Annotated in this window: 10 protein-coding genes; 7 read left to right on the top strand and 3 right to left on the bottom strand. The window is 46.4% G+C overall.

Going from position 1 to position 12311, the window contains the following annotated elements; all coding sequences use genetic code 11:
• Positions 1 to 370: 370 nt before the first annotated feature.
• Positions 371 to 628: a hypothetical protein gene (locus B5D50_RS13780; RefSeq protein WP_078923223.1), complete on the bottom strand. Its 258-nt coding sequence runs from the start codon at positions 626 to 628 to the stop codon at positions 371 to 373.
• 183 nt (positions 629 to 811) lie between these two features.
• Here B5D50_RS13780 and B5D50_RS13775 point away from each other — a divergent pair, with 183 nt between their 5' ends.
• The 4 genes from B5D50_RS13775 to B5D50_RS13760 all read left to right on the top strand — a co-directional run bounded on the left by B5D50_RS13775 (position 812) and on the right by B5D50_RS13760 (position 5471).
• Positions 812 to 1825, top strand: coding sequence for a hypothetical protein (locus B5D50_RS13775; protein WP_078923222.1), 1014 nt, complete (start codon positions 812 to 814; stop codon positions 1823 to 1825).
• Positions 1822 to 4164: a hypothetical protein gene (locus B5D50_RS13770; RefSeq protein ID WP_078923221.1), complete on the top strand. Its 2343-nt coding sequence runs from the start codon at positions 1822 to 1824 to the stop codon at positions 4162 to 4164. Before B5D50_RS13775 ends, B5D50_RS13770 begins: the two co-directional genes overlap by 4 nt.
• A gap of 119 nt (positions 4165 to 4283) precedes the next feature.
• Positions 4284 to 4913 carry an MBL fold metallo-hydrolase gene (locus tag B5D50_RS13765; RefSeq protein WP_143594368.1) on the top strand — a complete coding sequence of 210 codons (630 nt, stop codon included), beginning with the start codon at positions 4284 to 4286 and terminating at the stop codon, positions 4911 to 4913.
• A 3-nt stretch (positions 4914 to 4916) separates the two neighbouring features.
• Positions 4917 to 5471, top strand: a complete 555-nt coding sequence (locus B5D50_RS13760) for a CAP domain-containing protein (RefSeq protein WP_078923219.1) — start codon at positions 4917 to 4919, stop codon at positions 5469 to 5471.
• An 18-nt stretch (positions 5472 to 5489) separates the two neighbouring features.
• On the opposite strand, the gene B5D50_RS13755 is transcribed toward B5D50_RS13760, so the two are convergent.
• Positions 5490 to 6677: a ChaN family lipoprotein gene (locus B5D50_RS13755; protein ID WP_078923218.1), complete on the bottom strand. Its 1188-nt coding sequence runs from the start codon at positions 6675 to 6677 to the stop codon at positions 5490 to 5492.
• Positions 6678 to 6820: 143 nt separating this feature from the next.
• Here B5D50_RS13755 and B5D50_RS13750 point away from each other — a divergent pair, with 143 nt between their 5' ends.
• A complete protein-coding gene (locus tag B5D50_RS13750) occupies positions 6821 to 8854 on the top strand; it encodes a M1 family metallopeptidase (protein WP_078923217.1) in 2034 nt (677 codons plus the stop codon).
• Between the two features lie 38 nt (positions 8855 to 8892).
• On the opposite strand, the gene B5D50_RS13745 is transcribed toward B5D50_RS13750, so the two are convergent.
• The gene (locus B5D50_RS13745) at positions 8893 to 9093 is read right to left on the bottom strand and encodes a dodecin family protein (protein WP_078923276.1); all 201 of its coding nucleotides are present in this window, start codon (positions 9091 to 9093) and stop codon (positions 8893 to 8895) included.
• A 181-nt stretch (positions 9094 to 9274) separates the two neighbouring features.
• Between B5D50_RS13745 and B5D50_RS13740 the strand changes: the two genes are divergently transcribed.
• Positions 9275 to 10738 carry a complex I subunit 4 family protein gene (locus B5D50_RS13740; RefSeq protein ID WP_078923216.1) on the top strand — a complete coding sequence of 488 codons (1464 nt, stop codon included), beginning with the start codon at positions 9275 to 9277 and terminating at the stop codon, positions 10736 to 10738.
• Between the two features lie 3 nt (positions 10739 to 10741).
• Positions 10742 to 12304 (top strand): proton-conducting transporter transmembrane domain-containing protein, encoded by a 1563-nt coding sequence (locus B5D50_RS13735; protein ID WP_078923215.1) that lies wholly within the window; start codon positions 10742 to 10744, stop codon positions 12302 to 12304.
• Positions 12305 to 12311 lie beyond the last annotated feature (7 nt).

Raw genomic sequence — 12311 nt, 5'->3', positions numbered from 1 at the left:
TGCTTCAGGTCAATAAATCCTATGATAGGATGCATAGCCTGTACTTAATCACTAGCAACCTTTTTCAAGTACTCCAACATCTTGGTAGATAGCCACATGCCATGTTGGTTTATGAAAGCATCAAGATGCGCTACAAATCGGCTAAGCGAATCGCTTCTAAATCACCGACATGCAGTGCCCCTACTGCACCCGCTACATAATACTTGCCGAACTCAGAAATTGCTGTCACTTGTATGCTTAGTGGTAGGGTTAATTCACCAACTTCCCTTAATACAGCCTCAGGAGTATGCACCTCTGCAAAACAATTCCCAAAAGATCAGAAGCATTTAACTTGGCTAGAAAAATTACAGGCTAGCATTGCTAACAACCTTCATGCTTGCTCAGCCAATAATTCAGCCACCGTCTCTAAGTCTTCCTCAATTATTTCATCCGTAACTATTAGGCCACGCCCAAAATGCTCACGTAGACGAAACAAAAACTCTTTAAAGCTTAAACAGGCTAAAGCAGCAGCAGCGGCAAAACTGATTTTCTGTGCGTGATATAAACTAGCCGCTAGAAAAAACTCAGCTGCATCCTTGCCTAAGGGTTCTAAGACGGCATCAAACTCAGTTTTTAAAGTAACAGTCATGGTTTTATCCTAACTCAAATAACTTTCCAGATGTAATCTAGCGCAGCTACCTAGTGTTTTCTCATGTCAGCTTAGCGAGACTTCCTCTTCCTCCTGTCCAACATAAACCTATACTATGGGTGAACTATTTCGGTTTGAAAATGTTTGTATTATGACGCGAGGGTCGCAAACGGATGAAAAACCATGTTTGATAGCTTGAGATCACGGACCGCTCACCGTTTTGTCGTGCTGATTAGCTTGCTGGCGATTGGCTCAGCGGCAGTCTATTGGCAACAGAGTAAAGCTAGTAAATTTTCGGGTCTTCCGCCTAAGATCAGTTATTACCATTGGGCGAACAGCTACACCGATGATCCTGCTAGCCTGAAAACTTACGCACCTGCGCAGCTTTACCTTAAGCTGTTGGATATAGGCTATCGAGATCAGCAGTTGTCGATTAATCCGACGGATCTACGCACACCACCGTCCCTACCGATCACGCCCGTCGTATTTCTAGACAATAATGCTTTAAAAGCGGATGTACTAGAGACGGTATATGCACAAATTCTGAGCCATATTCCGCCGCAAACCTATCAGCGTTTGCAGATGGATTGTGATTGGACCGAGCAGACCCGCGATACCTATTTCGCTTTTTTATCGCGCTTAAAAGCCGACTATCCGCATTTGAGCGTGACTTTGCGCTTGCATCAAGTCAAATACGCTACCCGTACTGGTGTGCCGCCTGCCGAACGAGCTGCACTGATGTATTACAATATGAGCGATATTCGTGACCCTGAAACAAAAAATTACATCCTCGATCCTGCTGTCGGTCAAACTTATCTGCAAAACTTTGAAAAATACCCGCTTCCGCTCGATCTTGCCCTACCGCTGTATCAGCAAACTCGCGTGATCCGCCGAGGTAAGTTGGTACATTTAGCCAATAGTGCCGAGCCTAACGCGGCTAAAACCGAGCGTTTGGATGAGCATCATTATACGGTGACACAAGGGCATTATTGGCAGGAATATTATCTCTACCCCGAGGATGAACTACGAGTGGACACTGTTGACCTTAAGTCTTTGCAACAGGCTGCCCAGCAGTTGAAGACTGTTATGCAGCCCGATGAGCTTATTTTTTATACGCTGCAGGATGCCAATCGCTTTACACCAGACCAACTGGCAGCTATTGCTGCCGATTTTTCATCAAGGAGCCAGCCACAATGAACTACCTTAAAAAGCTATTCTGGAGCCTAGCATTGGCCAGTGGTCTATTTTCTGCTGTGGCTTTTTCCTGTGGCTGGAGTGAAACCGAGTATTTCTATTACTCGAAGAGTCTGGATGCTTTGTACGGTGAATTAGTTAAGCAGCACTTTGTGCGCCGCCGAAGTTATTTCCCGGGGTCTTATACCAATGATGAATACGATGAAGATCAAGTCACCGAAACTTATAACCTGCAAGCCTGGGGGACTTATCTCAAGGTCTCACCGGAAGAGGCCAAAGCCATTGTTTATGAGCGCAATGAGGAAAAGCTCGCCACTCAACCCGTTGCCGTGAAAACCTATCTAGGGATCGTGGCGAAACAAGAGCCTGTTGCTAATCAAAGCGATCCACGCTGGCTGACTAAGGAAGAGCAACAGCAGCAAAAGGCAGAAAATCTGAAGCTTGGCAGCGAAGTGCTGACTGAAATTAATCAACAGCTTAAAACCGAGCAGGATGCTTTTTTACGCCAGCGTTATACTTATTTGCTGATCCGCCTGTTGCATTACACGGGGCAATATGCAGCCGTTCTGAGTGAATACTCAAGCCGTGCAGCTGATCTCCAGCAACCAGACAAAGAAGTTGCTATCTGGGCAGGTTTACTGTATGCCGGCGCTCTACAGCGTACTGGGAAAAGGGCCGAGGCAGCTTATCAGTTTGCTACCCTGCTGGCTAAAACTGACACCAAAAAGCTGCAGGCACAGCTGAATTTCAGTATTAAAACGGACGAAGAATGGCAGGCTTTGATGGCATTATGCCAGAACAAGGATGAACAAGCCTTGATGCATTTTGTGCGGGCGCTACGGGTCAATGCTAACTCTTTGGAGGAGCTGAAATCGGTGTATGCGCTGGCTCCCGATTCAGATTGGTTTGATGCCCTGCTATTCCGTGAGCTGGAATTTGCTCAGTTTGCTGATCACCTACCTGGTAATCAGGCCGATCCGTGGCTACAGGCTTCACGTGGGATCAATCGAGAGGTGCTGATTGACGATCTTAAGGCCTATGAAGAAGCTAAAACTGAGCCAGCTAAACAGAAGCTGCGCGAGCGCCGCAGTCAATATCTCACCCAATTTAGCCAATGGCTTGAGCAGGTCAGGCAGGATAAAAAGCGTAAGGATCTATTTTTATCCGATTATGCGGCTCTTTATCTAAAGTTATTATCGGCACAGCCGTTGAGTTCAGCTGATGTCAGTGGTTTTCTCTCTACCTATTCGAAGGATGCCCGCCTGCCTTATGTCCAACCCTTGGAGCATTGGATCTATCTTGAAAATTTGAGCGCCATTGACCCAGCCGGTGAGCAGGTGATAGCTGACAATTTGACGGCCGTGGTCGCACTAGAAAAACCGCTTAACCAAGGAGGTGAGGAGGATGCCTACAATAATGAGTATAAGCGCCGCACGCAGGACATTATGACTTATACCTATGCTAAGTTAGAACCTCTGTATATCAAGGCCAAACAGCCCGGTAAAGCTTATCTTGCTAAACAACGAGGTGATATTGTTCTGGATGAGATTAAGGTCGGTGAAATTCGACAGCTGCAAGCTTTGCAAGCCAAAACGGCGCCCAATCGTTGGGAACAACAGATGGTGACAGATTTTGCTAAGGCCTTCGGTAGCATTGACTATGAAACCAATCAATTTGTGCTGAATAACGATCCCAACGAACTGATTGCTCGGAAGTATCTAGCCGCTGGTTTATTGGACCAAGCCAAAGCCGCTGCTTTGGAGGCCAAGAATAAGCTCTTCAAAACCACTTATAACCCATTTACCACCGGGCGCAGTGGTAATAATCGGGTCAAATCCAAACCGATGACCCTGCTGGAAGTGATTAATACAATGCAAGCTTTGGAAACCAAGGCCAAGACTAATCCGAGTGATGCTCAGAATCAGTTTCTATTGGGGACGGCCTATTACAATATGACTTGGTTTGGGAATTCCCCAATGTTGATCAAGACAGAACGCTCGACGATGGCTTGGCGTGAGGGTGAAATTGATTTTAGTAAGGCACGTCAACACTATGAGCTCGCTTTACAACACGCTAGTAACCGAGAGTTAACAGTCAAAACTCTGTATGCCTTGGCAAAAATCGAGGAAGATGAGTTTTATAAGCAGCAGGAGAGGAAAGGAACAGATCTTGACAAGTACTGGCCGCATGGAAGCAATGACAAATACGCTAAGGCCGTGAAGTTTGCCAAGAAAAATGGCTTAGGCACTTACTTTAAGCAGATCCGTGCTTATGAAGATACGCAATATTTTAAGGATGTGATCAAGCAGTGTGCGGATTATCAATATTATTTCGCACCTTGAGTCCAGCACGGGAGGCTAGCACAGGTTATAGCCAGTGTCGTTTAACTAACGGCACTAGCTCTACACTGGGCTAACCCTTAAAATGTTAGCCTTTTCCGATTTTCTACTTAGGTTTGCGCATGAAATACCTCAAAATTCCGGTCACGCCCTTCCAACAAAATTGCAGTCTTATTTGGTGCGAGGCAACCCAAGAATGTGTGTTGGTCGATCCGGGTGGCGATGTACCTAAGCTCATCGCTGCGATTGAAAAAGAAGGGGTGAAACCGATTGCAGTCTGGCTCACTCACGGCCATTTAGATCATGTCGGTGGCACGATGCCGATTGCAGAACATTATCAAATTCCAGTGATCGGCCCGCATGAAGCAGATGCTTATTGGCTGGATGGTTTGCCGATTCAATCGCGGCAGTTCGGTTTTCCACCCCATGAGGCCTTTCGGCCAACCCAATGGCTAAAGCAAGGTGATACTTTGACGGTGGGCAAGGAAAGTTTTGCGGTCTTGCATACCCCCGGACATACCCCCGGTCATGTGGTTTTATTTAATCAGCAGGCAGCTATTGTGTTTGTGGGGGATGTACTGTTCGAGGGCAGCGTGGGGCGTACTGATTTTCCGGGGGGAAACCATCAACAGTTAATGAATTCTATTAAGCAACGGTTGTGGACCTTAGGGGATCAAGTCACGGTGGTCCCTGGCCATGGACCGAATACGACGATTGGGGCTGAGCGTCGCACTAATCCTTTTGTGCACTAAAGTATGCAACGCCTTGCCTTTGTTTGCTTACTGACTATAACAGGAGCAGCTTGTACGCTCGCTCCGAATGTGCCTGCACGCGCTTTGCCGCTGAATGCTACACTGATGTTAACTGCACATAATGCTGTCCGTGCGCCTTTAGGTTTACCAAGCCTACAATGGTCAGCACCCTTAGCGACTTATGCGCAAACTTGGGCCGCTACCTTAGCGAGTCAGCCAGCCTGTCAAATGCATCATCGTCAGGAGTTGGGCAAAGACGAATGGCAAGTTGGGGAGAATCTATTTTGGTCAGGACCACGCCGCTGGAGCGATGGACGGATCGAGCTTGAACCGATTAGCCCTAGCCGAGTTGCAGCGCTTTGGGCTAATGAAGTGCAGGATTATGACTATGCCAGCCATCAATGTCGATTAGGTGCACAATGCGGACATTATACGCAAATGGTATGGCGCAATACGCAAGAATTAGGCTGTGCAGCGGCGGTCTGCGGGGATTTAGGGCAAATTTGGGTCTGTAATTACTACCCTGCAGGGAATTGGCTAGGCCAACGACCTTATTGAGCTTCTCTATTGAACCGCCTATTGCAGCTTGAGCGTGTAAAACACCTCACGAGGCGGTTGCCCTTTGAAGTCGGGTGATTTGATCCCGAGCTTAATGTTTTCGCCCGGTTTATATTTAGCTAAGTCGTTATATAAATCAGCCACACTCGAGACTAATTGACCGTTGATGCTGGTAATTTTGTCGCCTTCATGGAGACCCGCTTTATCCGCCGCACTATTCGGCACAAGTTTGCCAATCGCTACTCCCTGTGGAGCAGGTACTAACCATACACCGAGCTTACCTGTGGGCGGTAGGCTGAGAAACTGTGTGAGTAGTTGATAATCAACGTCATCATTCAAACGTTCACGTACATCCACACTATGAATGGTCGCTTTGGTCACTTTAGGTAGGCGTCGACTCACATCATTGGGAATGGCCGCCTTTGAACTCACATGCCCTGAGCCTGCAAATACCACCATACGGGTATGATCATGGGTTTGTAGGAATCGAACGATATTAGCTGCCATCGTTTCATCCCAAATGCGTTGTACCATCGCAAAGTTTTCAAATTGACCATGCCCTTGATGATCAGCAAATACTTGGCGTAGCTTAGTCAGATAAGAACCTTCAGCGGGGGTGATTTGAGCCGGTAGCTGGGCGCGCTCCGCTTTACTGAGGCTTTCAAGACCATACATACCCACTTTACTGGTGAGTTCTGCAGGTGCATTTAAAGCAATCACCGGCAGTTGATGTGCTTTGGCATATTCAAGAATTGGGCGCAGCATGCGAAAGTCATAACGCCAGCGATTATAATAATCGGTTTGCTTGAGTAGCTGATCCTCGCTGATCTTACCCGCTAAATAATGATTAAGAACGGGCTGAAAACTTTGTTGAAACCATTCCACGCCGATTCCAAGCTTAGGATTTTGCCGATGCAGCGAGCGCAAGATCAACAGCTGATTGATATGGTGATCATAGCGATCATGGGTTTCACCGACAAAAACAACCCGCCTAGTTTGTAGTCTTTGCATGAGTTCTGGAAAACTGATTTGCTGATTGCCATCAATCGCTACGGGCTTCCAACCATCTAAAAAACTATTCACTTCCCCTAAAGAGCGATGCTCTACGGTAGTGGCAAAAGCATGAGTTGAGATCAGGCTAAGGGTCAGACTCGTGAAGAGGCAGATCAGTGCTAAAAATGAAGTCATTCGATATCGCAGTGTCATAGCTGTATTTTGTATCCTTAAGCGAATCTTGATGTCAGGTAGAGTATGAACTCTGTGTGCTAACAGATGCCTCCTTGCCCTATTTGTTATGGTAGCACCCTGTCGGAAAAACACGCATATCCCTTAGATAATCGGATGAACCTATGATCTTAATGAGAGTTTTCACGATCTGCGCACTGCTAATCCTAAGTTTGGCGGGCTTGAGTCAGGCCAAAGCAACAACGCCAGCTACCCTAACGAATGACTCAAACTCAGTTTATTTGCAGCATCAGCTGAAATTAAAGATTGATCTCGCATCTCATCATTTGTCGGTGATTGATCAGCTTAGGTTCAGTAGTACTGCAGCGGAAACTTGGCAATTTAGCTTGAGTGACCGTTTTAACTTAGAGCCTAATTCAGCGCTAGAGTTGCTAAGCCATACACAGGGTTTAAAGCACTATCGCGCTAAGCAAGCCGAGCTTACACTCCGCTATAGCGGGCAATTCCAGTCTACTCCTGATTGTGCTTGGTTGACTCAAGTTTGTGTACAATTTGATGCCAAGGGTGTGTATTTAGATGCCCATAGCCAATGGTATCCCGATACGGCTAAGGCCTTGCATCGCTTTACATTAAGTGCTGAGCTACCTAAAGATTGGGTCAGTTTAAGTCAAGGCGAGCAAATTCAAACGACTTGGCAAGCAACTCAACCGCAAGCTGCGATTTATTTCTTAGCAGGGCCTTTTAAGGTTTACACAGAGGTGGGGCAATATGCGACTGCACAAGTTTATTTGCAAACGGCCGATGACCTATTAGCGAAACAATATTTAGCAGCGACTCATCAATATTTGGCAGGCTATTCTAAGCAGCTTGGGGCTTATCCTTATCGCAAATTCGTCACGGTCGAAAGCTTTTGGGAAACGGGTTGGGGGCTACCTTCTTTTACCTTGTTGGGTTCTAAAGTGATGCGTTTGCCATTTATTTTGAGTAGTTCTTTCCCACACGAAATTCTACATAACTGGTGGGGAAATAGTGTTTATGTCGATAGCGCACATGGCAATTGGAGTGAGGGTTTGACGGCTTATTTAGCTGACTATCAATTCAGTGCAGGCCAAGGTGAGGCGATGAATTATCGGCGCGATACTGTGCAAAAATACGCAAATTTCACCCATCATGCGCAAGATTTTCCCTTAAACGCTTTTCAAACTCGTCATGATCACACCACACAAGCGATTGGCTATGGTAAGGCTTTAATGCTGTTTCATATGCTCAGGCAGCAAGTGGGCGCACAGGCTTTTGAGCAAGGTTTGCAGCTATTTTACAAAGACTATGCGTTTAAATACGCAAGCTTTGCTGAGTTACAAAGTGCATTTGAGCAGGTCAGTGGGCAAAACCTACAAAGCTTCTTTGCGCAATGGTTAGACCGTACTGGGGCACCACAATTAGCGCTAGGTGAATACCAATTGACTGAAAATCAAGGTAAAGCTCAACTGAGTTTAACCATCAAGCAAACTCAAACGGGCGAGCCTTATCAATTAAAGTTGCCAGTGGTCGCCGCTTTTAAAGAAGGACATACCGAAACCCATTGGTTGGATTTCAATACAGCTGAGCAAAATTTCAAATTAGATTATTCACAACCACCGCTGGCGGTTGCACTCGACCCTGAGTTTGAATTGTTGCGACTACCTGATGAAGCAGAGCTGCCTGCAGCTTTAAATGTGCTGTATAACGCGCAACCCAAAACCTTTGTACTCGCTCGCCAAGTCCCTGCAGGCATGGAGTTGGCTTGGGAGGAGGCGATTACTGCTTTAAGTCGTGATACAAACCCCAAGCAGCAATATGATGATGCCCCTTTGCCAGCAACTGAGGTAGTAGTTTTATTGGGCGGCGATAATCAAGGTTTGACAGGGTTATTAGAGCGCGCCCAGCAACCCTTTAAACTCAGCGAAACAGCTTATATTTTAAATAGTGTGAATTACACGTGTGGCTTGCATTCACTGGCGTTGACGCTGCGAGCAGGTCAACAGCAAATCGTGCTGTTGGATGCTAGTACACCCGAAGCTCTGCAGCAGTTACTCAATAAACTACCGCATTATGGGAAATACAGTTATCTGCTGTTCAATAGTGCAACCGGTGAAAATGTAGCCAAAGGTCAATGGCAAGTCAAAGATTCACCCTTGACCGTACCGTTTAAGCCATAGTTAAAACGATTTTCACAGTAAGTACAGCTTGATCTAGCTTAGTCCAGTACAAAAGTGACTTTAAGGCGGACTTGATACTCGGTGACTTGACCTTGGTCGACATGTAAAGTTTGATCAGCAACCCAAGCACTTTTAACGTTTTTTAAAGTTTCATTGGCTTTGTTGATCCCTTTTTGGATGGCATCGTCAAAGCTAGTAGGGGAAGAACAGGTGATTTCAATAATTTTTGCTACGGTCATCGTGGCCTCGCTAGGCTTGGCGCCTATAGGGTTAATCAGAGTATAAGTATAGACCATTTTGGAGTTTGCGTGGTTCAGAACAGATAGGCGTAGTTTTCCTAAGGGATAGATGCTATTCACTGGCCGCTAACCTGAGTTATTATCGGCGCTCTTTGCATGCAGTCGGATTGGCTGAAAGCTGATGATAGATTTCTTAATTCTCTTGCTATTCCTACCCGTAGTGGGCGCGCTGCTTATTTTGTTTTTGCCAGAGCATCGGCAGCCTTGGATTCGTCCAATTGCTTTAGCCACGGCTGCTAGTACCTTAGCCTACACGGTATTTTTAGCGACGCAGATGGATTTTACCAACCCTGCTGTCCAGTTAGTGGCTGAATATCAATGGAATGAGCGCTTAGGTACGTATTTTTCGTTTGGTGTCGATGGCTTGTCTTATCCCTTAGTCGCCCTGACTAATTTACTAACATTAGTTGCTATCGCAGTTTCTACCCAGATTAAAGAGCGGATTAAAGCCTATTACATGCTCTTATTGCTTTTAGAAGCGGCTACGATGGGCGTCTTTATCACCCAAGGCTGGGCTTTATTTTATGTATTCTGGGAGTTGGTATTAATTCCGCTCTTTTTCCTGATTGATCGTTGGGGGGGCATCAATCGCCAGCGAGCTGCCTTAAATTTCGTGTTGTATACGATGGGTGGCTCGGTATTTATGCTCTTGGGTTTGTTAATGCTGTTTGATGCCAATCCCGAGCATCGCTTCTTGTTTGCGTCGATTAAGCGTGCTTCGGCGGTGATTCCCGCTGAAACCCAAACTTTGATTTTTCTTGGTCTGATGATTGGTTTGGGCGTGAAAATGCCCTTATTCCCTTTGCATGGCTGGTTGCCCTTAGCGCATGTGGAAGCCCCGAGTCCGGTGAGTATTTTGCTGTCAGGCATTCTCTTAAAAATGGGCGCTTACGGCATGATTCGCAGTGCTGAAATGCTGCCTGCAGCGGCAATTAATCTCCAAGATTTTATGATGGCTCTGGGTATGATTGGCATGCTGTATGGTGGCTTATTAGCATGGCGACAGAGCGATTTGAAAAAAATGATTGCCTACTCCTCAGTCAGCCATATGGGTGTGGTCATGATTGGCATCGCAGCGCTGAATACCAATGGTTTAATGGGAGCTGCTTATCAGATGGTGGCACATGGTTTGGTAGCGGGGGCTTTATTTATGCTGATTGGCTTGCTGTATGAGCGTACTCATACCCGCGATATTAATGATTATGGTTCGCTGCTAAGAGCGACTCCCCGCTTTGCAGTACTGGTGGTATTGGCCTTGGTCGGTGGGGTGGGCTTGCCGGGAACGGCCGGTTTTATTGGGGAGTTACATGCTTTAATCGGTGGTTTTGAGCGTTGGGGCTGGCTGGTGGCTGCTTTATCCTTAGGGATGCTGATTACCGCGACTTATAGCCTACGCACTGTAAAGCAGCTGTATACCGGCCCTGTGAATTTAGGTATGCGCCAAGTTGAAGATTTACATCCTTTAGAGTTGGCCGCTGGTGGGGTGTTGGTGGGGGGTACTTTGCTGCTAGGGCTTTATCCTTTGCCGTTATTACATCTATTACACAGCAGCGTGCAAGCGATTGCTGCGCCATTTGGAGGCTAAGCGATGGTTGATTGGCTACATCTAGGCTTATTGCTGATTCCAACTTTGCCCTTAATTGCAGGTTTGTGGATTGGTTTGGGGATGATTTTCAAATGGAATCGGGGCGAAAAGGGTGAGCGTGAAACGGCTTATATCGCGGTGGGGTCGGCTAGTTTAGTGCTACTGTCATTATTAGTCTTGGTTATTTATAGCGGGATGCAAGGCTCATTAGGTACGGTAGTGATTTCACGCTGGTTAGAAAGTGGCAATGTTCAAGCCAGTGTTAATCTTTTATTTGACCCACTCAGTTTGACGCTGGCGAGTGTGTTTAGCTTGATTATTCTGCTTACTTTACGGTTTTCAGTGAATTATTTGCATCGGGAGGCCAGTTTCCAACGCTTTTTCTTGATTATGTGCCTTTTCCATGCGGCCATGCTGTTGATTGTGCTGGGTGGTAATTTGATGGTGACTTTCGTGGGTTGGGAGTTAGCTGGCATTAGCTCTTATTTGCTGATTAGTTATTCTTGGCAGCGTGAATATGCAAGTACCAGTGCAACTCGTGCTTTTGTCACCAATCGAGTGGGAGATGCGGGGTTTTTATTAGCTATTTTTATGGCTTTGATATATTGGGGCAATTCTGACTGGGAAGCGCTGCTGGTGCAAAGCCAAGCTGAATCGAGTTTAGTCACCAACAGCATTGTATTGGGTTTGATCTTGGCAGCTTGTGTTAAATCAGCACAATTTCCGTTTTCTGCTTGGATTAGTCATGCCTTAGAAGGACCTACTCCTTCTAGCGGAGTTTTTTATGGCTCAGTGATGGTGCATGCCGGTGTGTATTTATTATTACGTTTATCACCGATGCTGGAGCAAATGCCGATTATTTCATGGCTATTGGCTGCAGTGGGCTTAGCCACGGTGATCTATGCGTGGTTTTTAGCACAGATGCAGACGGATATTAAAAGCTCGCTGATTTTTTCTACGCTCATGCAGATTGGCATCATGGTGATCGAGATTGCTGCTGGTTGGACAAGCTTGGCTTTAGTGCATTTAATCTTGCATGCTATTTGGCGGATTTATCAGTTTTTATTATCACCTTCTTTCTTACAGCAAACCTCCAGCCCTGCCCCAGCTGCCCCAGCTTGGTTTCAACAGAGTGTCTGGTTACATAATGCCTGTTTACAACGCTTTTGGTTGGATCGGTTGGCAGATACTTTCCTCGTCCGTCCAACTCGGTTATTGGCGCATGAAGCACAGTTATTTGATCAGCAAGTGGTGGACCGCCTAACCGGTACGCCGTCTCATGTGAATATGTTGTCGACCTTGGCGCAAATGCAGGCTTTGCAAACGGGTAGCCTGCAATTGAATAGCCAAGTCGGTATCGGCTCAGGCATGTTTGGCAAGCTCTTGCAACGTTTGGCCGAGATGATGGAGTGGTTTGAAGAACGCTTAGTCCTGAAAAGCAGTAGTGATGGTTTAGCAGGCTTAGCGACGGTCTTAGGGCAACGTGCGGAGCTGATTGAAGCTTATTTACGTCAACCGCGCTATATGCTGGTTTTGATTGCTGCAACCTTAGTGGTCGTATTGTGAGGGATGC

Source organism: Thiothrix eikelboomii, assembly GCF_900167255.1.
In the GTDB taxonomy this organism is placed as follows: Bacteria; Pseudomonadota; Gammaproteobacteria; order Thiotrichales; family Thiotrichaceae; genus Thiolinea; species Thiolinea eikelboomii.
This window is presented reverse-complemented; position numbering and strand designations above follow the sequence as displayed.

What these genes read in the sequence shown, in the direction of transcription:
- B5D50_RS13780 (WP_078923223.1), bottom strand. Translation starts at nt 628, where the DNA reads ATGACTGTTACTTTAAAAACTGAGTTTGATGCCGTCTTAGAACCCTTA.
- B5D50_RS13775 (WP_078923222.1), top strand. Translation starts at nt 812, where the DNA reads ATGTTTGATAGCTTGAGATCACGGACCGCTCACCGTTTTGTCGTGCTG.
- B5D50_RS13770 (WP_078923221.1), top strand. Translation starts at nt 1,822, where the DNA reads ATGAACTACCTTAAAAAGCTATTCTGGAGCCTAGCATTGGCCAGTGGT.
- B5D50_RS13765 (WP_143594368.1), top strand. Translation starts at nt 4,284, where the DNA reads ATGAAATACCTCAAAATTCCGGTCACGCCCTTCCAACAAAATTGCAGT.
- B5D50_RS13760 (WP_078923219.1), top strand. Translation starts at nt 4,917, where the DNA reads ATGCAACGCCTTGCCTTTGTTTGCTTACTGACTATAACAGGAGCAGCT.
- B5D50_RS13755 (WP_078923218.1), bottom strand. Translation starts at nt 6,677, where the DNA reads ATGACACTGCGATATCGAATGACTTCATTTTTAGCACTGATCTGCCTC.
- B5D50_RS13750 (WP_078923217.1), top strand. Translation starts at nt 6,821, where the DNA reads ATGATCTTAATGAGAGTTTTCACGATCTGCGCACTGCTAATCCTAAGT.
- B5D50_RS13745 (WP_078923276.1), bottom strand. Translation starts at nt 9,093, where the DNA reads ATGACCGTAGCAAAAATTATTGAAATCACCTGTTCTTCCCCTACTAGC.
- B5D50_RS13740 (WP_078923216.1), top strand. Translation starts at nt 9,275, where the DNA reads ATGATAGATTTCTTAATTCTCTTGCTATTCCTACCCGTAGTGGGCGCG.
- B5D50_RS13735 (WP_078923215.1), top strand. Translation starts at nt 10,742, where the DNA reads ATGGTTGATTGGCTACATCTAGGCTTATTGCTGATTCCAACTTTGCCC.